This window comes from Wolbachia endosymbiont of Tetranychus urticae (genome assembly GCF_046529255.1).
Classification (GTDB): Bacteria; Pseudomonadota; Alphaproteobacteria; order Rickettsiales; family Anaplasmataceae; genus Wolbachia.
In genome coordinates this window covers 1,417,259-1,441,768 of record NZ_CP114181.1, presented here as the reverse complement: position 1 = coordinate 1,441,768, position 24,510 = coordinate 1,417,259, and the positions used below count along the sequence as shown (strand labels likewise).

At 34.0% G+C, this 24,510-nt stretch carries 14 protein-coding genes, 1 tRNA gene and 7 pseudogenes; 11 read left to right on the top strand and 11 right to left on the bottom strand.

The window, feature by feature from the left end; genetic code table 11:
* Window positions 1-46 precede the first annotated feature (46 nt).
* The 4 genes and pseudogenes from O1Q06_RS07495 to O1Q06_RS07480 all read left to right on the top strand — a co-directional run.
* Window positions 47-424: pseudogene (locus tag O1Q06_RS07495) on the top strand (transposase); the annotation flags it as partial.
* 841 nt (window positions 425-1,265) lie between these two features.
* Window positions 1,266-2,285: a P-loop NTPase gene (locus tag O1Q06_RS07490; protein WP_410542562.1), complete on the top strand. Its 1,020-nt coding sequence runs from the start codon at window positions 1,266-1,268 to the stop codon at window positions 2,283-2,285.
* A 149-nt stretch (window positions 2,286-2,434) separates the two neighbouring features.
* Window positions 2,435-2,674, top strand: a pseudogene (locus tag O1Q06_RS07485) (IS5/IS1182 family transposase); the annotation flags it as partial.
* Between the two features lie 161 nt (window positions 2,675-2,835).
* Window positions 2,836-3,837, top strand: a pseudogene (locus tag O1Q06_RS07480) (IS630-like element ISWpi10 family transposase).
* Here the strand turns inward: O1Q06_RS07480 and gshB are convergent.
* Window positions 3,800-4,771, bottom strand: a complete 972-nt coding sequence (gene gshB, locus O1Q06_RS07475) for a glutathione synthase (RefSeq protein ID WP_410542561.1) — start codon at window positions 4,769-4,771, stop codon at window positions 3,800-3,802. The pseudogene O1Q06_RS07480 and the gene gshB overlap by 38 nt on opposite strands.
* A gap of 63 nt (window positions 4,772-4,834) precedes the next feature.
* Between gshB and bcp the strand changes: the two genes are divergently transcribed.
* Both bcp and recF read left to right on the top strand, forming a co-directional pair.
* Complete coding sequence (gene bcp / locus O1Q06_RS07470) at window positions 4,835-5,302, top strand: thioredoxin-dependent thiol peroxidase (protein ID WP_410543175.1); 468 nt, start codon at window positions 4,835-4,837, stop codon at window positions 5,300-5,302.
* An 8-nt stretch (window positions 5,303-5,310) separates the two neighbouring features.
* Window positions 5,311-6,390 (top strand): DNA replication/repair protein RecF, encoded by a 1,080-nt coding sequence (gene recF, locus O1Q06_RS07465; protein WP_410542560.1) that lies wholly within the window; start codon window positions 5,311-5,313, stop codon window positions 6,388-6,390.
* Window positions 6,391-6,405: 15 nt separating this feature from the next.
* On the opposite strand, the gene O1Q06_RS07460 is transcribed toward recF, so the two are convergent.
* From O1Q06_RS07460 to O1Q06_RS07450, 3 genes are all read right to left on the bottom strand, one after another.
* On the bottom strand, window positions 6,406-7,566 hold the full coding sequence (locus tag O1Q06_RS07460; RefSeq protein WP_410542559.1) for an aspartate kinase: 1,161 nt from the start codon (window positions 7,564-7,566) through the stop codon (window positions 6,406-6,408).
* A 92-nt stretch (window positions 7,567-7,658) separates the two neighbouring features.
* Window positions 7,659-9,377: a monovalent cation:proton antiporter-2 (CPA2) family protein gene (locus O1Q06_RS07455; RefSeq protein WP_410542558.1), complete on the bottom strand. Its 1,719-nt coding sequence runs from the start codon at window positions 9,375-9,377 to the stop codon at window positions 7,659-7,661.
* A 5-nt stretch (window positions 9,378-9,382) separates the two neighbouring features.
* The gene (locus tag O1Q06_RS07450) at window positions 9,383-9,955 is read right to left on the bottom strand and encodes a thioredoxin family protein (RefSeq protein WP_410542557.1); all 573 of its coding nucleotides are present in this window, start codon (window positions 9,953-9,955) and stop codon (window positions 9,383-9,385) included.
* 102 nt (window positions 9,956-10,057) lie between these two features.
* Between O1Q06_RS07450 and tmk the strand changes: the two genes are divergently transcribed.
* The gene (tmk, locus tag O1Q06_RS07445; protein ID WP_410542556.1) at window positions 10,058-10,675 is read left to right on the top strand and encodes a dTMP kinase; all 618 of its coding nucleotides are present in this window, start codon (window positions 10,058-10,060) and stop codon (window positions 10,673-10,675) included.
* A gap of 132 nt (window positions 10,676-10,807) precedes the next feature.
* Here tmk and O1Q06_RS07440 read toward each other — a convergent pair.
* Window positions 10,808-10,884, bottom strand: a tRNA-Met gene (locus tag O1Q06_RS07440).
* A gap of 187 nt (window positions 10,885-11,071) precedes the next feature.
* On the opposite strand from O1Q06_RS07440, the gene O1Q06_RS07435 reads away from it, so the two are divergent.
* From O1Q06_RS07435 to O1Q06_RS07425, 3 genes and pseudogenes are all read left to right on the top strand, one after another.
* A protein-coding gene (locus O1Q06_RS07435; RefSeq protein WP_410542357.1) for an IS630 family transposase occupies window positions 11,072-12,077 on the top strand; the annotation gives its coding sequence in 2 pieces (ribosomal slippage) (window positions 11,072-11,533 and window positions 11,535-12,077; 1,005 coding nt in all).
* Window positions 12,078-12,381: 304 nt separating this feature from the next.
* A pseudogene (locus tag O1Q06_RS07430) lies at window positions 12,382-13,249 on the top strand (IS982 family transposase).
* A gap of 105 nt (window positions 13,250-13,354) precedes the next feature.
* Window positions 13,355-13,635 (top strand): annotated as a pseudogene (locus O1Q06_RS07425) (IS982 family transposase); the annotation flags it as partial.
* Between the two features lie 18 nt (window positions 13,636-13,653).
* Here O1Q06_RS07425 and O1Q06_RS07420 read toward each other — a convergent pair.
* Both O1Q06_RS07420 and O1Q06_RS07415 read right to left on the bottom strand, forming a co-directional pair.
* Window positions 13,654-14,655, bottom strand: a pseudogene (locus O1Q06_RS07420) (IS630-like element ISWpi10 family transposase).
* 62 nt (window positions 14,656-14,717) lie between these two features.
* On the bottom strand, window positions 14,718-15,755 hold the full coding sequence (locus tag O1Q06_RS07415; protein ID WP_410542555.1) for a UDP-N-acetylglucosamine--N-acetylmuramyl-(pentapeptide) pyrophosphoryl-undecaprenol N-acetylglucosamine transferase: 1,038 nt from the start codon (window positions 15,753-15,755) through the stop codon (window positions 14,718-14,720).
* A gap of 73 nt (window positions 15,756-15,828) precedes the next feature.
* Between O1Q06_RS07415 and O1Q06_RS07410 the strand changes: the two genes are divergently transcribed.
* Complete coding sequence (locus O1Q06_RS07410) at window positions 15,829-16,194, top strand: hypothetical protein (protein WP_410542554.1); 366 nt, start codon at window positions 15,829-15,831, stop codon at window positions 16,192-16,194.
* A gap of 1 nt (window position 16,195) precedes the next feature.
* On the opposite strand, the gene lpdA is transcribed toward O1Q06_RS07410, so the two are convergent.
* The 4 genes and pseudogenes from lpdA to O1Q06_RS07390 all read right to left on the bottom strand — a co-directional run bounded on the left by lpdA (window position 16,196) and on the right by O1Q06_RS07390 (window position 24,509).
* A complete protein-coding gene (gene lpdA / locus O1Q06_RS07405) occupies window positions 16,196-17,581 on the bottom strand; it encodes a dihydrolipoyl dehydrogenase (protein ID WP_410542553.1) in 1,386 nt (461 codons plus the stop codon).
* A gap of 349 nt (window positions 17,582-17,930) precedes the next feature.
* Window positions 17,931-18,800: an IS982 family transposase gene (locus O1Q06_RS07400; RefSeq protein WP_410542552.1), complete on the bottom strand. Its 870-nt coding sequence runs from the start codon at window positions 18,798-18,800 to the stop codon at window positions 17,931-17,933.
* A gap of 176 nt (window positions 18,801-18,976) precedes the next feature.
* Window positions 18,977-19,957: pseudogene (locus O1Q06_RS07395) on the bottom strand (IS481 family transposase).
* A 262-nt stretch (window positions 19,958-20,219) separates the two neighbouring features.
* A complete protein-coding gene (locus tag O1Q06_RS07390; RefSeq protein ID WP_410542551.1) occupies window positions 20,220-24,509 on the bottom strand; it encodes a hypothetical protein in 4,290 nt (1,429 codons plus the stop codon).
* Window position 24,510: the final 1 nt, after the last annotated feature.

Genomic DNA, 24,510 nt, shown 5'->3' with positions numbered 1-24,510 from the left:
GTTTACCCTACTCTCCTGACTTTTCTATTCTCTTTTTAATCCAGAATTAGCGTTTACAAGAGGTAATGTTGACGATAGAGAGCCTGTAGCAAACCTAACTAAGAAATTAACCGGTCTTTTGTTTGGTGATAAAGGCTATATTAAAAAAGAGCTTTTCCAAGAGTTGTTTAACCGCGGTTTGAAACTTGTTACCAAGGTGAAAAAGGGGATGAAAAACGCATTAATTTCACTACATGAAAAGATTTTGCTGAGAAAAAGGTCGATCATTGAGACGATTTTTGGCTACCTCAAAAATAGACTTGAAATTGAACATACTCGCCATAGATCTCCCGTTAATTTCTTGGTTCACATCTTTTCTACTCTTATTTCCTATTCCTTGAAATCCAAAAAGCCTTCCATTTCCTATACTTTCTTCCTTCCTTAATCCAGAATTAGCGTTAAAAGTATATCTACCATATGGAAACAGTACAGTACTTACTTCAGTAAATGCATCTTGTAGCATGCTACTATTTTTAGCTCGTATTAAAGTAGAATTGACACATTCATTATTACCTTTATATATAGCAAAGGCAAATGGTTTAATGACATACGTCACGCCTGGGAGCTGCACAATATCTTTAGAAGTAAGGATATTTCGTAGTGTATCACTATTTTGAACTCGTATTAAAATAGAGTTGATACATTCGTTATTGCCTTTATATATAGCAAAGTTAAGTGGCGTTAAAGTACACGCTATAATACTTAAATACTGTACAATATTTCTAGAAGAAAGAATATCTTGTATATACCATTTTCTTGGGCTGTTGTTAAAATAACATTAATATACCTTCCCTTATTATGATGTATGGCAAAGCCAAGCGATGTTAAGGTGTACATCAAACCATTTTGATAGTTTATAATATTTGGAGCAGTAAGAATATCTTGTAGTATACCATTGTTTTGAGCTTGTTCTAAATAGAATTAACACATTCATTATTGTGTCTATGTATAGCTAGGCTAAGCAGTATTAAAGTGCGTCCTCCATCTGTTGGAAACCGTGTAGTATATCAAGTGATAAGAACTTTAGTAAATCATTTCCTGAAACTGCTTCCAAGATATCGCTGATGCTCCTTCCATTCCATATAGATCTTTTTAGCTAAAAATACAAATCTTTTTGTTTTCGTGTTAAATTTTGATGATTTAGCATATTCTTGTAACCTCGTTTTAAAGTCAGTGCAGTTTAATTATTCTATGTTAGTATAGACCAATAGAAAAAATTTCATCATATGTTCTGGAAAAAATTTACACAGGTTAATGAGGAAACCGTAAGAGAGAGCCTAAAAAAGGTTATAGAGAAGAAAAGTGGTAAGAATGTTGGTGTAGTATCCTCAATTGTTATTAAAGGTAAAGATGTTGCTTTTGCTCTTGAAGTTACTGAGCCAAATGAAGAATTAAGAAAAAATTGTGAGCAAGCTGTTAAGGCGATACCGGGAGTAGGAAAGGTTACTGTAGTTGCTACTGGTCAAAAACAAGCTAGGCAACAAAAAGCTAAACTTCATATCGAAGGAGTGAAAAATATAATTGTCGTTGCTTCTGGTAAGGGAGGTGTGGGTAAGTCGACAGTTGCACTAAATCTAGCTCTTTCGTTAGCAGAATTAAAACATAAAGTTGCGCTAGTTGATGCAGATATATATGGTCCTTCGATTCCTAAAATGTTGGGCACTGAGAAATTGAAACCAGAAATACAGAGTGGTAAAGCAATGCCTATAGAGAAACATGATCTCTATACTATTTCAATTGGCTATTTTATTGATAAGGACCGCGCAGCAATATGGCGTGGACCTATGATCACAAAAGCACTTTACAATTTGCTAATGGGAACAAGGTGGTCTGATATAGAATATTTAATCATTGATACACCGCCTGGCACTGGCGATGTACATTTAAGTCTGATGGAGAATTTTAGTTTAACTGGAGCAATAATAGTTTCAACTCCACAGGAGCTTGCTTTAGTCGATGCACAAAAAATTTATGATATGTTCACAAAGCTCAGCGTGCCAATTATCGGCATTGTGGAAAATATGAGCTATTTTGTTCAAGATAATTCAAAAATACACATATTTGGAAAAGGTGGTGCAAAAAAAATGTCTGAAGAGCTGGGAGTCAAACTCTTGAGCAGAATTCCTCTAGATCCGCAAATATGTAGTGCTTCTGATTGTGGAAATCCTTCAATACTCAGTGAGGATTTAGTAAGGATTTATGAAGGCATTGCTAAAGATGTTAGGTCTTTTGTATGCAGTCTATAAAGTTTTTTTAAACTACTTTTAAAATAGGTAGAATGTAATTTTAGGTGAATAAAATATTTCAAATGGCAGCAGCTACCTCGTATCTGAACAGACAATAGACTTCTTGGATAACTTAAGAAACAAGTAGTAGAAGCAATATTAGGGAAGGTATAAATTTTGAGCAGGTAAGTAAACTTGATGAAGAGAAGCTTCGAAGACTAAGAGGAGTAAAAAGAAAAACATTGGAAAAATAATAGAAATTTTAATAGAGGAAGAGGTCAAGAAAAAGGCAAGAGGAGGAAAACCAAATAAACAATGCATATTTATTAATAGCACTCGAATATTTGTGTAAATACCGTACATATTTCCATATAGTGCAAAGCTATGGAATAAGTGAAAGTTCTTGCTATAGTATTTTCTAAAATGAATGATAAATTTCCATTATGGTATTACCAACTAAAAGTTGTAAGTCTGTACATTTATACATTATACCAATTCCCACTATGTAAAGAACAGATAGACAATAATGGGAAAGAAGTGATACTAGAGTAGATAAAATAGAGAGGTATAAATGGCATTAAGGTCAAAACTGTTAGACGAAAAAGTTGTAAATTTGGCGAAAGAAATGTTAAAAAAGGTCAGAAATAACGCATATGTTTCAAAAAAGTTACAAGCGGTGATAGCAGGAAAAGAAAGTAGTATAAGCGCTGTGGCAAGAATATGTAAAATTTCAAGGACTGCTTTGACTGAATGGATAAAGCATCTAAAATTTGGTAGAGTAGAAAAATTATTTTCCCCTTCTCAGCGGCGAAGAAAAAGCAAATTAAACAAAAATCAACGTGAGCAAATTGAAATATGGGTAGAAAGAAATCCAAATATTACTATTAAGGAAGTGCAAATAAAAATCTCAGAGGAATTTGGCCTAAACATTAGCAAATCAACAGTGCATCGTGAGATACAAAGGATGAAGTTTTCTTATATAACACCGAGGCCAATTCACCATAAACAAGATAAAAACAAGCAAGAAGAGTTTAAAAAATACTTCAATAAAATAATCAATTCCCACCCTGAAAAGGAGGTATTTTTTTGATGAATCACGATTTGGAACTCATTCAAAAATCGGACACGGATGGTTTAAAAAAGGGGTCAGAACGCAGGTTAAATGAAAATTGGTAGACAAAATTTCTATATCTACAGTGCGGTAAATCCAAGAAGTGGTAAGAAAATTAGCCTACTTGCTCCATATGTAAACACTGATTGTATGAATATATTTCTGGAGCAGATGTCGAAAGATTTAGGCACGAAAAAAGCCTTTCTTGTAATGGATTGTGCAGGCTGGCATAGATCAAAAAGTTTGAAAATTCAGAAAAACATTACCATTATATACTTGCCTCCTTATTCACCAGAACTGAATCCTGTTGAGAGGTTGTGGCAATATATCAAACACAATACTTTACGCAACAGAGTCTACGATACCATAGGCTTACTTGAAGATGTTCTGTGTAATTTTATTGTCAGTATTTCCAGTGCTACTATTAAACGAGTTTGTAATGTTTCTTATTTGTTCGATTAGTAATGGAATTTGGTATTAGTTGACGAATTGCTTTTTCTTCAAATGCATCCCATAGTTCTTTTTCTAGTGATTTACTATACAACTTATTGATATAAACTACTCCCGTAGGCGAAGTTGTGTTAATTTCAAGAAGGAAGTCATCTATAATATCAATGCCAACGAATATTAGCCCTCTTTTCTTTAGCTCAGGACCAATTTTATTACATATTTCGTTGTCTCTATCATTCATTTGGGCAGGCTCAAAACTTGCTCCGAGTCTCAAATTTGTTCTGATTTCTCCGCTAGACTTTGGAACTCGCTTCATTACTCCTATTGGCTTTCCATCCAGTAGCAGTATTCTTTTATCTGTATTTATCTTTTTACAAAATGCTTGTGCAATTACAGGACATTCATATTTTGCAATCATGAGATCGACTACCACTTGAATGCTATTTTGGTCTTGTATTCTTATTACGTCATTTCCTCCATAGCTATATAGTGGTTTCAAGATGATATCCTGATAGTCGTGACAAAAATTTCTAATCATCGATATATTTTCAGTGATCAAAGTTGGAGGAATTAGCTCTGGAAATAGTGAAGTAATTAATTTTTCAGGACAGTTTCTTATTTCTGTTGGATTATTTATTACTAACGCAGCAGTCTTTTCTAAGATATAGGTTGTTGTAATGTACCGCATATCAAATGGTGGATTCTGTCTGATAAATATGATATCCATTTCATTTAGGTTGATTACTACATCCTCTTTTGAAATGAAGCTACAATCATCAACGCTGACTTTCTGAGCAAGGGCAATTGGCTGATTTAACTTGAGTGCTAAATTATTAGGTGCATAAACAAAAATTTCGTACCTTTTTCTTTGCGCTTCTTTTATTAATGAAAATGTAGTATCAGCTTCAAAATTTATACTTTCATCCATCTGAAAAGCTACTTTCATTTATCCTCCCTTCCTATTACAATATAATATAGTACCATAAAAGTGTTAATAATGGAGCAAAGTATGGAATTAACAATAGGAAATAATGCACCTGATTTTAGCTTGCCAACAGATTCTGGTGAGATTTTATCACTGAGTGAATTTTTTGATAAAAAAAATGTAGTTCTTTATTTTTATCCTAAAGACGATACTCCGGGCTGCACAATGCAGGCACAAGGCTTTAGAGACAATGTAGAAAATTTCTCTTCTTTTGACACAGTGATAATTGGTGTATCAAAAGATAGCGTTAAGTGCCACGCTAACTTCAAAGCAAAATATTCTCTGCCATTTTCTTTAGTTTCTGATGAAAATGCTGAAATGTTGGAAAAGTATGGTGTTTGGGTAGAGAAAAGTATGTTTGGCAAAAAGTATATGGGAATAGAGCGCACTACTTTTTTAATAGATAAAAAAGGTAAAGTAGTGAAGATCTGGAAAAACGTAAAAGTTAGTGGACATGTTGATGAGGTTCTAGAAGAAGTAAGGAGAATATAAATTAAAGAATGACTACCCATTGCTATATAAAAAAACTGAAATTATATAACTTTCGTAGTCATTCAAACTTTGAACTGGATTTAGATGATAGACCAGTTGTAGTAACTGGCCAAAATGGTATTGGAAAAACTAATATACTTGAAGCAATCTCATTGCTTGCTAAAAGCAACGGAATGAAAAAAGCAAAAATCAATGAGATGCAAAATAGGCGCAGTAATGAAAGTTGGGTAGTGTATTATGATTTTTTCAATGGAGCAGAGCTTAACTCAATTGGTATAGGAAAGAATCTTAATAAGAAATTAATACAAATTGATGGGAAAACGCAGTCAAGCTACTCATCTTTGTATAGAATATCTAATGTAATATGGCTAATTCCACAAATGGACTATATTCTTCTTAATTCTCCAAGCGACAGGTTAAAATTTTTAGACCGTATAGTTTCACTATTTGAAGAAAATTACACCTATTGCTACATGAAATATAGAAAAGCTAAGCATGAGCGAAGTAAATTGCTTAGAGAGAATATTTTGGACGAAAGTTGGCTCTCTAGTCTTGAAAACGTCATGGCTACCAATGCAATTGATATTTTACGTATGCGATCATCTGTTTTAAAGATATTACAAGACACAATTGATAACCATTCCTGTAAGCTTTTTCCGAAGGCAAGTTTGAAATTCAGCAGCCAGCTAACTTTGGACGATACTGCAGAATATTTTCAGAATCGTCTAAAGGAAAACAGAGAAAAAGACTCATTAACTGGTAGAGTAACCTTTTCTGTACATAATGATAATTTTTGGGTTTTTTGCCAAAAAGGGGACATGCCAATAAATCTTTGTTCTACTGGAGAGCAAAAGCTATTACTGCTTTCTATCATCTTATCTAGTGTAAAAGCAAGGTGTATTCATTACAATAAAGCACCTATTCTTCTGCTTGACGATATAATGTCGCATCTGGATAAAGATTACAGAAAGTTGTTAATGGAGGAGGTGTTAAGCATTCAATGTCAAACTTGGATAACCGATGTAAATCAAGATAATTTCAATAACTATCTTTGCTCTTTCAAGTTTTTTGAATTATCAAGTAAATAAATTTCAAGCGTGCTGTCATACATCAAGCTCATATTCGGTATGTAAATCTCTAATTAAAGCCTCAGCGTGTTTTTTTTGAACAACTATACTGATCTTGATTTCGGACATTGTGACAGCAAGTATTTCTATCTTTTTTTCGCTTAAAACCTTGAGTGTGCGGTACATCACTTCAGTGTTAGACATAATACCAATACCAATTATTGAAATTTTAGCTATATTATTGTTTGCGACATAATTTTCATTTTTGTTCAATAACTTTGTCATTAAATCAACATCAAATTTAGAAATCAAAAAGCTTGACCCATGTATCATGTCAACTTTAACGTTTGCTCCTGCTATATCTCTTAAAGTATCCAGAGTATTTGCAAAGTTAGTAAAAGTTACAAGAGCTTCGTGAGTGCTATAAGTTATTCCAGTAATTAAGTATCTTTCCAGTACATCTTTTTCGTGTAGTACTGTAGTGCCTTCTACTTCCTCAAAAGTGGATAACACTTGCACCTTAATATTATGCTTCATTGCAAGTTGTACTGAACGATTATGCAATATTTTAGCACCAGATGACGACATCTCCAATATTTCATTGTAAGAGATAGATTTAAGCTTGCGTGCCCTTGGAACAATTTTTGGGTCTGCTGTATATATTCCGTCAATATCAGTAAAAATTTCACAAGTCCTAATACCAAAGACTACAGCAAAGGCAATTGCTGAGATGTCAGATCCTCCTCTACCAAAAGTAGTGATTCTATCATCGTATATACCCTGAAAACCAGCAATGATTGCAGCAGTATAACCCTCAGCAAAAGATCTTTTTACATGGTCAATTTTTATCTTTTTTATTTTAGACTCAGAATAAAAATTATCCGTTAGAATTGGTAACTGCCAGGCGAGCCATGATTTAGCATTAACTCCGATAGATTGAAGAGTGATAGCTAATAATGCGCAAGAGATCTGTTCTCCTGCTGAAAGGAGAACATCATACTCTGATAACTCTTGTCTACAATTTAAATTTGAAATTTGCCTAGCTTGAAAAGCCATTTGATCAGTGAATCCTGCAGCAGCAGATACAACAGCGATTACATTACAACCTTTCTCAATATCATTTTTTATCAGGTTTGCAACTCGATTTAAGTCAGTTAGTGAAGTCCCACCAAATTTTTTTATGATTATTTTGTTCATAGTTACAATAAGGTCAATTTTTCACCTTTCTAGAGAGTATAGCTGCTTAATTAAATGTGTTTTTTCTGGTCACTAATTAAAGTGATATAGGGCTATTCATCTTTATCATTACCAAGTTCTTTTAACATACTGTAGTTGCCTTTTCTAAATTTACCTTTTAAAGATGTAACTCCACTTTCGCTAATTCCACTTAAACTTAATGCTGCTCCACCTAGCTGTAATCCAATTTCAGATGTTTCAGGAATAATTTTACTAGCCCCTAGATCTTTATAAACCTCCACATTATTCAAATCTGGCAAACGTATTATAATATTTACATGCGGAAAATTTGCTGCAACTAGAGAAACTATTTTCTTTATAGTAACTTCGTTCTTTATCGAAACCACAAGAGCTTGAGCTCTTTCTATTCCTACTGATTTTAAAATTTCATATCTTGTAGCATCTCCAAGATATATAGGAAAACTGTCATTTTTTCCTTCTTTTACTATTTTTGATTGAATATCTACAACAACATAACTTAAATGCTCTGCAGTAAGCATTTTTGTTACCATATATCCCACTCTACCAAACCCAGCAACTATTACGTGATTATAAAGGTCTTGTGTGTCTGTTGCGATTGCTTCATCGTCTAGTATTATTTTTTCAGTGCTAAATGAATTTGCTATCCAGTCTCCAATTCCTGATAAAAGAGGAGTAAAAGCCATAGTTACTGTAGTTACTATCATAAGCACTTGAGCGATTTCACTTGATAGTACATCTAATTCATCTGCTAAACGGAATAAAATAAATGCAAATTCACCGCCTTGTGCAAGCAGTAATCCAGCTTGTATTGCAGGTGCACTTCTAAATCCAAAAAATCTACACAATGTATATATAATGGACGTCTTTAAAACGATAAGGATAATTGATAATAAAGTAACGAGTGGTAACTTATTGAGTAAAAGGTCAATATCAATAGACATGCCAACAGTCATAAAGAATAAACCAAGAAATAAGTCTTTAAATGGCAATACTGCATGTTCTACCGAATTCCTGTGTTCTGTTTCTGCAACTAGTAACCCAGCAACAAATGCGCCTAATGCCATTGATAAATGAAATTGTTCAGTAATAAATGCTGATCCTAATATTATCAGAAGTGTTGTTGATATAAAGATTTCATTACTCTCCATTTTGGCAATAACCGAAAACAATGGCCTCAGTAATAACCTACCAGTTACAAATATCAACACCAATGCAATAGCTGCTTGCACTAATGAGCCTGCCAACGAGCTTATTAAGCTGTGTTCAGAATTGCCAGTAAGCAGGGGCACTAGTACTATTAGAGGTACCACTGCAAAGTCCTGCATTAGTAGCACTGCTATTGACAATCTACCAACTTGGCTTGCTTGAGAACCCTTTTCTTGCAGAACCTGCAACACTATTGCTGTTGAGGATAGTGCAAGTCCACCACCAATAACTGCTGCCATGTTTATGCTCACTCCAAAGGCGAGAGCGATGCACCATATTGCTATCATAGTAACTATAACTTGGAGAGAACCAAACCCAAACACATGCCTACGCATGGCGATAAGGCGTTCAAATGTCAATTCAAGACCTATAATGAACAATAGGAAAACTACGCCAAACTCTGCAAAGTTATCCATTACTTCAACTGAATGTATCAGATTAAATCCATGAGAACCAATCAATGCACCTGCAACAAAGTAACCAAGTACTGGGCTAATATTCATTTTCCAAAACGCTATGACTATAAACACAGCAGCAGAGAGTAAAATTATAATATCAAACAAATGCTGAGAGCCGCTGTGCATAATATTTAACCTGTAGAATTAGACCATTTTATTGAACAACCAATGCTTGATTTTTGGTCAACTGGAGGATTGCTAGTTTCTGCAATAAATTTCATGGCTTGAAATAAATCACTACTTCCTACTTCGTAACTTTGAACTTTCTCTTTTTTTGTGTTGTTAAAACGCCCGCGATAGCAGAGGGCTAGCTTGGAATTAAAGCCAAAAAAATCAGGGGTACAAACAGCACCATACTCTTTAGCTACTTCTTGGTTATTGTCAATCAAATATGGAAATGTAAACTTATTTTCCTTGGCAAAATTAATCATGTTTTCAAAGGAGTCTTCTGGGTACTCATTTACATCATTTGGCATGATTGCAACGGTGTTTACCTGATAATCTTTTTTCAACAAATTAACATCGCTTACTAGATTGCTAATAATTGATTGAACGTAAGGACAGTGATTGCATATAAACATTACAATGAGACCATTTTCCCCATAGCAGTCACTTAATGTATAATATTTGTTATCCACTCCCAGGAGATTGAAATTCTTTGCAGTAAAGTCTAAATCTATCTTAGGAGTGTCTAGCGTAATCATAGCTCATAGAGAATTGTATACCATAATTTATGATCTTATTGCTTAAATGTCAAATAGTTTCTATGTACACTGTTTGCATTTAGCATTGTAATTATAAAATTTATGTTCATAACCTTCGAAGGAATAGATGGTTCTGGTAAAACAACACAGTCTGAGTTACTTGCAAATTATTTCAAGCAAATTCACGGTGAAAATAATGTCGTATTGACTAGAGAACCAGGTGGTACTGATTTTGCAGAAAAAATAAGAGGATTACTACTTAAGGATAATATTGATCCTATTTCTGAACTCTTGCTGCTTATCTCGATGAGGCACGAACATATGAAAAAATTAATATTGCCAGCTCTTAAAGAGGGAAAGACAGTTATTTGTGATCGATTTATCGATTCAACTATTGCGTATCAAGGGTATGGGCTAGGTGTTGACTTGAGTCTAATAAGAGACTTACACAAATTAGTGGAAATTAAATATCCAGATATCACATTTATTTTAGATATTGATGTTCAAGTTGGACTCAGCAGAGCAAAAGACAAAAATAAATATGAAGAGATGGACGTTGATTTTTATAATAAAGTTCGAGAAGGATTTCAAGAAATAGCTATAAAAGAATCTAATAGATGTAATGTTATTACTGGAATTGCAGATAAAGACAACAATAAAGTGTATAGTGAAATTATTGATGTAATAAGAAAAAAGAAAAAAGGCATGCAGCCGCTATAATCTTGTCAATAAATACCCTGAGTTTTTTACTGAATGCTGCGATTGAGCCTACAGGTCAAAAACAAGCTTTGAGTCAGAAATATCATTGCTATTATGATTAAGAGAAATCGCGATGTTTGTACAATTGAAAGATGGTTGCGGGAGTAGGATTTGAACCTACGACCTTCAGGTTATGAGCCTGACGAGCTACCGAGCTGCTCCATCCCGCGTCGTTGCTTATTTATTATTATATGCGTAATGATAATAAATAAAAGAATAAAATCACACTATTACATATATTTATATATCTATTAACCTTTCTTAACATGATAGTAATACCAATTCCCGCTATACAAGCAACGAATAGAAAATAATGGAAAAAAGCCATACTGAAGTAAGTAAAATAGCGAGGTTTAGATGGCATTAAGATCAAAATTATTGGATGAAAAAGTGGTGAAATCAGCAAAAGAGATGCTGAAGAGAGTAAGAAATAATGCGTATGTTGCAAAAAAACTAAATGCTGTAATTGCAGCAAAAAAGCACAGTATAACAGCTGTAGCAAAAATATGTTGCATTTCGAGAAAGGCAATTACTACATGGATAAAGCACATAAAATTTGGAAGAGAAGAAAAATTATTTGCTCCACCTCAACGCCGTAGAAAAACTATATTGAACCAAAGTCAACTTGAACGAATTGAGTTGTGGATAGAGGAAAACCCCAATATTACTATTAGAGAAATGAGAATAAGAATCCAAGAAAGATTTGGTTTGAATATCAGAAAATCCGCAATACATCGTAATATGCAAAGAATGAAATTCTCATATATCACACCAAGACCAGTTCATAGTGGACAAGATAAAAACAAGCAAGAGGAGTTTAAAAAAAAACCTCAATGAAACTATTGTCATGCATTCTGAAAAAGAGCTATTTTTCTTCGATGAATCACGGTTTGGTACACATTCGAAAGTTGGACATGGGTGGTTTAAAAAAGGCAGTAGGACACAGGTTAAGGTAAAATTAGGTAGGGAAAATTTTTATCTCTATAGTGCAGTTAATCCCAGAAATGGAGAGAATTTTAGCTTATTTGCACCAAACGTCAACACTGATTGTATAAATATATTCCTTGAACAGATGTCGCAATATTTAGGAATACGAAAGGCTTTTCTCTTGATGGATTGCGCTAGTTGGCATAAGTCAAAAAATTTAAAGGCACCTAAAAATATCGAAATTATATACCTACCACCATACTCACCTGAACTCAATCCTGTTGAGAGGTTTTGGTTATATATAAAACAGAACATTTTACGCAATAAAATCTACGATACAATTGTTCTGCTTGAATGCGCTTTGTGTAAATTTATTACCTCTCTTTCCCCTTCCACGGTTAAACAACTCTGCTATGCTTCTTATTTGGTTCATTAATAATGAGAATTGGTATTACCAAGAAAAACTTAGCATAACTTTTGTGCTCAAAAAAACTTCTGGATTCCAGAATCAAGTGCTGGAATGACATGGTGAAATATTATTAAAGTAGCCTCTGTTCCAGTGTCCATTTGGTGTCATTCAAGTCAGCTCTCTTCTTGTCATATCAGTACTGGTATCCAGAAAACTGACCAGGTTGGTCACGCGCTGGCTCTCTAAACGCTAATTCTGGATTAAAAAGAGAATAGAAAAGTCAGGAGAGTAGGGTAAACTCAACAAATAGAAAAAATAGATGAGGTTACCCATGGAAGATATAACAAAACTGTTTTGTCTGGTCGATGATTTTTGCAGAGATATAGAGAAAAATTTTGCAGATAAACTACTGCCAAACGGTAAAACCCACAAGAGTGCCAGAAATTACACATTCGGAAATTATCACAATAATCCTCCTGTATCAGCAATCTCCCTGTGAAAATTTTAAGGCTTTCTACCTGCATTACCTAACATTGCTCTACAAATCAGAGTTTTCGAAGTTGCCTTCATACACTAGGTTTGTTGCTCTAAAGCCCAGGGTTTTGTGGCATTTAGCCATGCTATTACAGTGCCTTTGCGGATGGTCAGAACTTACTGGAATCTCATACATAGATACAACTCCTATTGCAGTTTGCCATGCAAAAAGAATATCAAGAAATAAGGTTTTTGCTGGAATTGCAAAATTAAGCAAGAGTACATATGGCTGGTTTTTCGGCTTTAAACTACATTTGATAATTAACGAGAAAGGTGAAATTCAAGCTTTTACGCTTACAAGAGGTAATGTTGACGATAGAGAGCCTGTAGCAAACCTAACTAAGAAATTAACCGGTCTTTTGTTTGGTGATAAAGGCTATATTAAAAAAGAGCTTTTCCAAGAGTTGTTTAACCGCGGTTTGAAACTTGTTACCAAGGTGAAAAAGGGGATGAAAAACGCATTAATTTCACTACATGAAAAGATTTTGCTGAGAAAAAAGTCGATCATTGAGACGATTTTTGGCTACCTCAAAAATAGACTTGAAATTGAACATACTCGCCATAGATCTCCCGTTAATTTCTTGGTTCACATCTTTTCTACTCTCATTTCCTATTCCTTGAAATCCAAAAAGCCTTCCATTTCCTATACTTTCTTCCTTCCTTAATCCAGAATTAGCGTTCTAAACGCTAATTCTGGATTAAAAAGAGAATAGAAAAGTCAGGAGAGTAGGGTAAACTCAACAAATAGAAAAAAATAGATGAGGTTACCCATGGAAGATATAACAAAACTGTTTTGTCTGGTCGATGATTTTTGCAGAGATATAGAGAAAAATTTTGCAGATAAACTACTGCCAAACGGTAAAAACCCACAAGAGTGCCAGAAATTACACATTCGGAAATTATCACAATAATCCTCCTGTATCAGCAATCTCCCTGTGAAAATTTTAAGGCTTTCTACCTGCATTACCTAACATTGCTCTACAAATCAGAGTTTTCGAAGTTGCCTTCATACACTAGGTTTGTTGCTCTAAAGCCCAGGGTTTTGTGGCATTAATACCAAATTCCATTACTAATCGAACAAATAAGAAACATTACAAACTCGTTTAATAGTAGCACTGGAAATACTGACAATAAAATTACACAGAACATCTTCAAGTAAGCCTATGGTATCGTAGACTCTGTTGCGTAAAGTATTGTGTTTGATATATTGCCACAACCTCTCAACAGGATTCAGTTCTGGTGAATAAGGAGGCAAGTATATAATGGTAATGTTTTTCTGAATTTTCAAACTTTTTGATCTATGCCAGCCTGCACAATCCATTACAAGAAAGGCTTTTTTCGTGCCTAAATCTTTCGACATCTGCTCCAGAAATATATTCATACAATCAGTGTTTACATATGGAGCAAGTAGGCTAATTTTCTTACCACTTCTTGGATTTACCGCACTGTAGATATAGAAATTTTGTCTACCAATTTTCATTTAACCTGCGTTCTGACCCCTTTTTTAAACCATCCGTGTCCGATTTTTGAATGAGTTCCAAATCGTGATTCATCAAAAAAATACCTCCTTTTCAGGGTGGGAATTGATTATTTTATTGAAGTATTTTTTAAACTCTTCTTGCTTGTTTTTATCTTGTTTATGGTGAATTGGCCTCGGTGTTATATAAGAAAACTTCATCCTTTGTATCTCACGATGCACTGTTGATTTGCTAATGTTTAGGCCAAATTCCTCTGAGATTTTTATTTGCACTTCCTTAATAGTAATATTTGGATTTCTTTCTACCCATATTTCAATTTGCTCACGTTGATTTTTGTTTAATTTGCTTTTTCTTCGCCGCTGAGAAGGGGAAAATAATTTTTCTACTCTACCAAATTTTAGATGCTTTATCCATTCAGTCAAAGCAGTCCTTGAAATTTTACATATTCTTGCCACAGCGCTTATACTACTTTCTTTTCCTGCTATCACCGCTTGTAACTTTTTTGAAACATATGCGTTATTTCTGACCTTTTTTAACATTTCTTTCGCCAAATTTACAACTTTTTCGTCTAACAGTTTTGACCTTAATGCCATTTATACCTCTCTATTTTATCTACTCTAGTATCACTTCTTTCCCATTATTGTCTATCTGTTCTTTACATAGTGGGAATTGGTATAAGTTCTTGAGCTATTGCCTTAATAAATTCAGTAACTCCATTCCTTATTCTTGTTTTCTTAGTATTATTAGCCATATCACGCAATTTTTGACAATTTTGCAATAAATCAACTAGCAACTCTCCTAGATTCTTTTTCGCGTTACTATTTTGCTCAACCATTACAGCTGCTCCCGAATCTTCAATATGTTTTGCATTATAAAATTGATGGTTATCTTTTGAGTGAGGATAAGGAATATATACAGCAGGACGCTCAGCAAGAGTAATCTCTGCTATTGAAGTTGCCCCCGCTCTGCTAATTACCAAATGAGCATTGGCCAGTTTATTTTCCATATCATCGAGAAACTCACTTAACTCACAATCAATTCCTTCACTTTTGTATAGACTCTTGACCTTGTTTATATTTTTCTTTGTACATTGCTGCGTTACTCTAATCCTCTCTTTTACTTCAACAGGTAGATCACAAATTACGCTGCTCACTACATCATCAAAAAAATTTGCACCCTGACTGCCTGCTATTATTAACACGTTTAAAACTGTTTCAGCTCTAGAATAGCCTTGTGCTTCTATATCGACAAAATTTCCTGTAAAAACGCATTTACTACCTTCTGCATACTTAGTCTCTGGAAAGCTAGTTGCAATTAATTTTGCACTCTTGAAAAAGAATCTATTTACTCTCCCTAAAACTATATTTTGTTCATGTAAAATTATAGGTATAGAAAAAATCTTTGCTGCAAAAAGAGTTGAAAAAGAAGCGTAGCTACCAAAACCAATGATCAGCTTTGGTTTTAATTTTCTTGTTTGATACAGTGCTAATACACAACTATACATTAACAAAAAGAGAAACTTCAATTTGTTGCCACTTGGCTTGCACAATGGTAAAATATAACTTTCTATATTGATGGTTTTTTGATCAGTGAATAATATACAATTGTGCCCTTGTACCTTTAGTGCTTTTGCTAAGGTTATAGCTGGAAAAATATGCCCACCTGTACCGCCTGTTGCTAGAATAATATCCATCTGTAAATAGCAATTTGATAATAGATTATTAATCATTTTTTAATAATCCGCATGTAAAATTTTGTTAAGCTTTATGATAGTTGAGTTAAAAATGCCTGAAAGCAGCAACAGTAAAAACGTGAAAAACAAGCCTCAAGAGCAAAGAGAAGGCGGAAGAGGAGGTTTTATAGGATTACTAAAAAGCATAACAAAAGCTCTTTTTAACTCAGTTGTTGATCTACCTCAGCAAGAACGACTCAATAAAAATATTGATAGACAACAAGGTTTAGACAGTAAAAGAAAAAGCCCAGAGGATCTTAATCAGAAAAAAAAGCTTGAAGTGAAAGAAGCAGCTGAAGGGTTAAAAGAAAAGTTAGAAAAATCTGATATTGGTAATCAATCTATTAGAATTGAATCGCCTAATCAGGATAATTGTAGCTCTAAAACAATGAATCGTTAGCTTAACTATTTAACGATTCATCATCTGCAGCAAGTGCTGATTCGTGTATAATTTCCGAAATAGTTGGATGAGGAAAAATCGTAGATTTTATGTCGCAGTCTGTTCCCTCTAGTTGCTTTGCAAGAGCGAAATTGCTAATTAACTCTGTTACTTCCGCTCCTATCATGTGAGCTCCAAGAAGTTCGCCTGTTTTTTTGTCTATAATTGTTTTCACTAAACCTTCAGTTTCACTTAGTGCAATAGATTTACCATTAAAGTTGGAGTGAAATTTTCCTACTTTTATATCGTATCCACTTTTTATTGCCTGTTCCTCAGTAAGGCCAACGCTTGCTACTTGCGGATGAGAGTAAGTGCAATTTGGTATGCACTCTTTTTTTAACTTATGAGCATTTTTACCAGCAATTTTCTCAACACAGATTACAGCTTCATGACTTGCTTTATGCGCTAAACATGGGGGACCAGCGACATCACCTATTGCATACACACTTGTTTCACTTGTTTCATACCATTCATTCGTTTCAATAAAACCAGAAGAACTCAACTTAATTTTTGTATTTTCTAAACCTATATTTTTAGTGTTTGCTTGAACGCCAACTGCAACAATCACCCTATCAAATTCTTTGCTCTCACCACTACTTAGTAACACTTGAGCAAAGTCTTTATTTTTAGTCAAAGCTTTTACGCTACTGTTTGTATATATTTTTATCCTTTGTTTTGTGAATATTTCTTGTGCTAAATTTGAAATATCTTTATCTTCCATCGGCAAAATAGTGTCTTTTACTTCTATAATTGTTACATCAACTCCCAAAGTACTATAAAAACTTGCAAACTCTATTCCTATCGCACCAGAACCTATGATTAGTAGAGATTTTGGTAACTTCTTTGGAGTCATAGCGTGCTGCGCATTCCATATTAAATCTCCATCTACTTCGATTCCAGGAAGATTTCTTGCCCTTACACCTGTTGCTAAAATGATATGCTTAGAAGAAATTTCCTCCTCCTTCTTATCATTAAGAATTTTTACAACATAGTTACCTGCAAGTTTACCAAAGCCTTGATGAACTTTGATGTTATTTTTTTTCATCAAATACTCAACACCACTTGATAGCTTATCAACAACGTTCCTTGAATATTTCACTATTGATTGTATATCAAAACTTGTATCCTTTGCTTTTATGCCAAATTCTTCTGATCTTCTTATTAATCTATAAACTTCAGACGCTCTAAGTAGCGATTTTGTTGGTATACATCCCCAATTTAAGCATATACCACCCAAATTTTCCTCCCTTTCAACAATTGCAGTTTTAAGTCCAAGCTGCGCCGCTCTAATTGCTGCTATATAACCACCAGGACCGCTGCCTATAACTGTAATATCATACTCATTCATCAGTTTTCTTCGTATGCAAAAGACTATATATAACAGATGGAACCCGTATGATCAATGCTCAGGTGCATAGAAGCGGCTTGACAAACCTTCCCACTTTTCTTCTTATATCAATAAGAGTATTTATCCTTGTTTTTAATCTCTGCAGATTTAACAACAAAATTCAGTAAAAAACTCAGATATTTATTGGCAAATTACATAAAATTATAGCGGCTGCATGTTTTTTAAATTTTTTCTACTTCAGCCAAAACACGCTTGTTAGCACATTATCAATTTATACCAATTCTCATTATTAATGAACCAAATAAGAAGCATAGCAGAGTTGTTTAACCGTGGAAACGCTAATTCTGGATTAAGGAAGGAAGAAAGTATAGGAAATGGAAGGCTTTTTGGATTTCAAGGAATAGGAAATGAGAGTAGAAAAGATGTGAACCAAGAAATTAACGGGAGATCTATGGCGAGTATGTTCAATTTCAAGTCTATTTTTGAGGTAGCCAAAAATCGTCTCAATGATCGACCTTTTTCTCAGCAAAATCTTTTCATGTAGTGAAATTAATGTGTTTTTCATCCCCTTTTTCACCTTGGTAACAAGTTTCAAACCGCGGTTAAACAACTCTTGGAAAAGCTCTTTTTTAATATAGCCTTTATCACCAAACAAAAGACCGGTTAATTTCTTAGTTAGGTTTGCTACAGGCTCTCTATCGTCAACATTACCTCTTGTAAGCGTAAAAGCTTGAATTTCACCTTTCTCGTTAATTATCAAATGTAGTTTAAAGCCGAAAAACCAGCCATATGTACTCTTGCTTAATTTTGCAATTCCAGCAAAAACCTTATTTCTTGATATTCTTTTTGCATGGCAAACTGCAATAGGAGTTGTATCTATGTATGAGATTCCAGTAAGTTCTGACCATCCGCAAAGGCACTGTAATAGCATGGCTAAATGCCACAAAACCCTGGACTTTAGAGCAACAAACCTAGTGTATGAAGGCAACTTCGAAAACTCTGATTTGTAGAGCAATGTTAGGTAATGCAGGTAGAAAGCCTTAAAATTTTCACAGGGAGATTGCTGATACAGGAGGATTATTGTGATAATTTCCGAATGTGTAATTTCTGGCACTCTTGTGGGTTTTTTACCGTTTGGCAGTAGTTTGTCTGCAAAATTTTTCTCTATATCTCTGCAAAAATCATCGACCAGACAAAACAGTTTTGTTATATCTTCCATGGGTAACCTCATCTATTTTTTTCTATTTGTTGAGTTTACCCTACTCTCCTGACTTTTCTATTCTCTTTATTAATCCAGAATTAGCGTTGGAAGGGGAAAGAGAGGTAATAAATTGTGTGATTCATAGAGGTTATTGCAACTAATTTATCAGATCAAGTCTGAACTTGAAATATCTGTTAAGAGGTTTTGTATTTTTGAAGTGACTTTAACTCTTGGTTATGTTTGTAATTTTGCATGACAAATGTTTCTTTTGATGAAGTATAATTTTTTTGTATTTCACTTAGACAAGGAATTGTTTTTTCCAGTTCTTTATATTTTTCCCAAGGAGTCTTTCCCTGAAGAAAGCTATGAGGACGTTGTTTATTATAATATTCTTCCCAATCCCTAAGCTTGACTTGCAATTCATAATCCTTAATGTTAACGCTACTATAAAATTCATCTAAATCTGTACGCTGCGCTCTTTCTACTTTACCATTTCAATGTGGGGAAAACGGCTTAATTGGACGGAATTTTATTTTCCATTCTTTTAGACACTCTTGCACTTCGTAAGTAAAAAATTCTTGTCCTCTATCGGTTTGAATCCTTTGACAATGAAATGGAGCCCTTTCCCTTAATTGTTTTAAGAAATCCAGAGTATTTTTTGAAGTACGCCTTGAGTATAATGCGATAACTTTATAACGCGTACAATCATCTATAGCAGTATATTGATAAAGCCCCGAGGATATTTTGCAAACATCCATTTGTACACGCTCTCCTGGCACTTTGCAGTTATAACGCTTAATCTGCTTGCGATAGTGGCGTTTAATACGTAAAAGACTTACATCGTGTTTCTTCAAAATTTTGTGTATAGTAGCCAATGCAAAAGAGATATCATGTAAACGCTTCAATTCAGCTTGAATACGTCTTGCTCCTAATTTTCTAGCTTTTCTCAGATGAAGAATGAGCTGCTCATTTGACTCGTTGATTTTTTGTAAGGGTAAAGTTTTAGGCCTGCTACTAAGGTTTGACAATCCCTGTGCACCTAGCTTTTCATAACGTTTGTACCATTTTCGTAAGGTAAAGCGTGAAATGTTATAGTGTTGACACACTTTACCTGCATGACCTAATTTTTTGTATAATTCTATCCAATTCAAACGCAACTTAACTTTGGTATCCATTTACTGATTGCCTCTTGTTGATGAATTTATTCATATTGTTGTAATAAGGTATTTAAACTATCACAAGTCAAAGTTTTTATTTTATCTTACATTTTTGCTGTAATAACCTCTATGAATCACACAGATTAAGTTGTGTCTAATACAACTTACCACAGATTGGTCACAATTTTCTCTGAAAGACAGGTATAGAAAAACTAGAGTATCTACCTTAACTTCCCCAAATTTGCTTTAACTTGACGCGTATGATTTATTTAACACTCCTTCATAAATTCCAGTTTAAACTTTGTTCTAGGTTGATTGTTATATTATTGATGTCACTGATTGATAGCTTATTATCAAAACCAGTATATAAATTTTCACTATAGCAGCATTCTTCTACTAGATCAGAATTATTTTTATAGTGTAATCTATTATCTTTATAGAAGATGAATTCATCTATCAGTGTTCCTATCTTTTTTTCTCCCTGTTGTACTTTAAAAACATCGACTTTACCTCCTGTTGTTTTGTCTTTTAGGTGAAATATTGGCCTCCAATCATAGCAATATTTTAAAACCTCACCTCTTTCTAAGGATAAATGATTCATTTCAACAAATTTCGGTAATTCTCTGTATTCAGGATCATATTTTTTATATTCAGAAAGTAAATTCCCTAAACTGTTACATAATGCAAGCTTCAATCTCCCTTCACGATCATATACTGTTCTTAAAAAGTGAAACTCCTTTGGTACCTTTATATTTGTCTCAGTAATATGGTTGCGTATATGCAGATCACCATTCTGAAAGAAATATCCTATGTTTGCAAATGTACCAATATCGTTGTTTTGGCTGTCAACTATTTTTGCACTGCTGATTTCACCGTAACTTTCTCCTTTTATTATCTTGAGAGACATATTTACGTTTTGATTTTGAAGTTTTCTTAATACTGTTTCTCTGTTTTCTTCATTATTGTTAATAATATTAGCTAAATTGTCACTAATTTTACTTTCATATGAATCATTTGAGAGTATTTTAAGCAATGATTGATCTATCTTATCAGGATCAATACTGTTTACTGGAAAAGAATCATTTTTTAGAACATTTCCTACATCTTGCTTAAATGTATTATCAGATTTTAGTTTAGAGGCAACTTCTGTTTTTAAAGTACTACGTTTATTTGAATCATCGATAATATTTTTTGCAACATCTTCAGGTTTGGAATCCTCACCTTTAGGTCCTGGATCACCTTTAAGACCTTGTGGTCCTGGATCACCCTTAGGACCTCTCGCTAATGTTTGAAACTCATTATCAGATTTTAGTTTAGAGGCAACTTCTGTTTTTAAAGTATTAAGTTTATTTGAATCATCGATAATATTTTTTGCAACATCTTCAGGCTTTGCATCTTGACCTTTTAGTCCTGGATCACCCTTAGGACCTTTCGCTAATCCTTGAAATTCATTATCAGATTTTAGTTTAGAGGCAACTTCTGTTTTTAAAGTACTACGTTTATTTGAATCATCGATAATATTTTTTGCAACATCTTCAGGTTTGGAATCCTCACCTTTAGGTCCTGGATCACCTTTAAGACCTTGTGGTCCTGGATCACCCTTAGGACCTCTCGCTAATGTTTGAAACTCATTATCAGATTTTAGTTTAGAGGCAACTTCTGTTTTTAAAGTATTAAGTTTATTTGAATCATCGATAATATTTTTTGCAACATCTTCAGGCTTTGCATCTTGACCTTTTAGTCCTGGATCACCCTTAGGACCTTTCGCTAATCCTTGAAATTCATTATCAGATTTTAGTTTAGAGGCAACTTCTGTTTTTAAAGTACTACGTTTATTTGAATCATCGATAATATTTTTTGCAACATCTTCAGGTTTGGAATCCTCACCTTTAGGTCCTGGATCACCTTTAAGACCTTGTGGTCCTGGATCACCCTTAGGACCTCTCGCTAATGTTTGAAACTCATTATCAGATTTTAGTTTAGAGGCAACTTCTGTTTTTAAAGTATTAAGTTTATTTGAATCATCGATAATATTTTTTGCAACATCTTCAGGCTTTGCATCTTGACCTTTTAGTCCTGGATCACCCTTAGGACCTTTCGCTAATCCTTGAAATTCATTATCAGATTTTAGTTTAGAGGCAACTTCTGTTTTTAAAGTACTACGTTTATTTGAATCATCGATAATATTTTTTGCAACATCTTCAGGTTTGGAATCCTCACCTTTAGGTCCTGGATCACCTTTAAGACCTTGTGGTCCTGGATCACCCTTAGGACCTCTCGCTAATGTTTGAAACTCATTATCAGATTTTAGTTTAGAGGCAACTTCTGTTTTTAAAGTATTAAGTTTATTTGAATCATCGATAATATTTTTTGCAACATCTTCAGGCTTTGCATCTTGACCTTTTAGTCCTGGATCACCCTTAGGACCTTTCGCTAATCCTTGAAATTCATTATCAGATTTTAGTTTAGAGGCAACTTCTGTTTTTAAAGTACTACGTTTATTTGAATCATCGATAATATTTTTTGCAACATCTTCAGGTTTGGAATCCTCACCTTTAGGTCCTGGATCACCTTTAAGACCTTGTGGTCCTGGATCACCCTTAGGACCTCTCGCTAATGTTTGAAACTCATTATCAGATTTTAGTTTAGAGGCAACTTCTGTTTTTAAAGTATTAAGTTTATTTGAATCATCGATAATATTTTTTGCAACATCTTCAGGCTTTGCATCTTGACCTTTTAGTCCTGGATCACCCTTAGGACCTTTCGCTAATCCTTGAAATTCATTATCAGATTTTAGTTTAGAGGCAACTTCTGTTTTTAAAGTACTACGTTTATTTGAATCATCGATAATATTTTTTGCAACATCTTCAGGTTTGGAATCCTCACCTTTAGGTCCTGGATCACCTTTAAGACCTTGTGGTCCTGGATCACCCTTAGGACCTCTCGCTAATGTTTGAAACTCATTATCAGATTTTAGTTTAGAGGCAACTTCTGTTTTTAAAGTATTAAGTTTATTTGAATCATCGATAATATTTTTTGCAACATCTTCAGGCTTTGCATCTTGACCTTTTAGTCCTGGATCACCCTTAGGACCTTTCGCTAATCCTTGAAATTCATTATCAGATTTTAGTTTAGAGGCAACTTCTGTTTTTAAAGTACTACGTTTATTTGAATCATCGATAATATTTTTTGCAACATCTTCAGGTTTGGAATCCTCACCTTTAGGTCCTGGATCACCTTTAAGACCTTGTGGTCCTGGATCACCCTTAGGACCTCTCGCTAATGTTTGAAACTCATTATCAGATTTTAGTTTAGAGGCAACTTCTGTTTTTAAAGTATTAAGTTTATTTGAATCATCGATAATATTTTTTGCAACATCTTCAGGCTTTGCATCTTGACCTTTTAGTCCTGGATCACCCTTAGGACCTTTCGCTAATCCTTGAAATTCATTATCAGATTTTAGTTTAGAGGCAACTTCTGTTTTTAAAGTACTACGTTTATTTGAATCATCGATAATATTTTTTGCAACATCTTCAGGTTTGGAATCCTCACCTTTAGGTCCTGGATCACCTTTAAGACCTTGTGGTCCTGGATCACCCTTAGGACCTCTCGCTAATGTTTGAAACTCATTATCAGATTTTAGTTTAGAGGCAACTTCTGTTTTTAAAGTATTAAGTTTATTTGAATCATCGATAATATTTTTTGCAACATCTTCAGGCTTTGCATCTTGACCTTTTAGTCCTGGATCACCCTTAGGACCTCTCGCTAATGTTTGAAACTCATTATCAGATTTTAGTTTAGAGGCAACTTCTGTTTTTAAAGTATTAAGTTTATTTGAATCATCGATAATATTTTTTGCAACATCTTCAGGCTTTGCATCTTGACCTTTTAGTCCTGGATCACCCTTAGGACCTTTCGCTAATCCTTGAAATTCATTATCAGATTTTAGTTTAGAGGCAACTTCTGTTTTTAAAGTACTACGTTTATTTGAATCATCGATAATATTTTTTGCAACATCTTCAGGTTTGGAATCCTCACCTTTAGGTCCTGGATCACCTTTAAGACCTTGTGGTCCTGGATCACCCTTAGGACCTCTCGCTAATGTTTGAAACTCATTATCAGATTTTAGTTTAGAGGCAACTTCTGTTTTTAAAGTATTAAGTTTATTTGAATCATCGATAATATTTTTTGCAACATCTTCAGGCTTTGCATCTTGACCTTTTAGTCCTGGATCACCCTTAGGACCTTTAACAGCTTGCTGAAAGTGAATATCATATTTGAGAGCACGTTCTACATCTTCCCTAATCTTCCTGTCATGTTTAAGCCTATCTGCAACCTCGCTTGCTAAATCACCTGAGGTTGCAACACTCTCTGATAACACTCGAATATGAGGAGAATTAAAAAGAATTTGCTTTACAACATCTTCAGGATCTACATTTTTACCTGGAGATCCTTGAGGACCAGGTGGTCCTTTTAAGAGTGATTTAAGTTTATTTATCTCAGAGCCCTCATTATTACCATCAGTTTCAATCTTTCTTTTAAGCTCTGTAATAATTTCATCTATATTCATA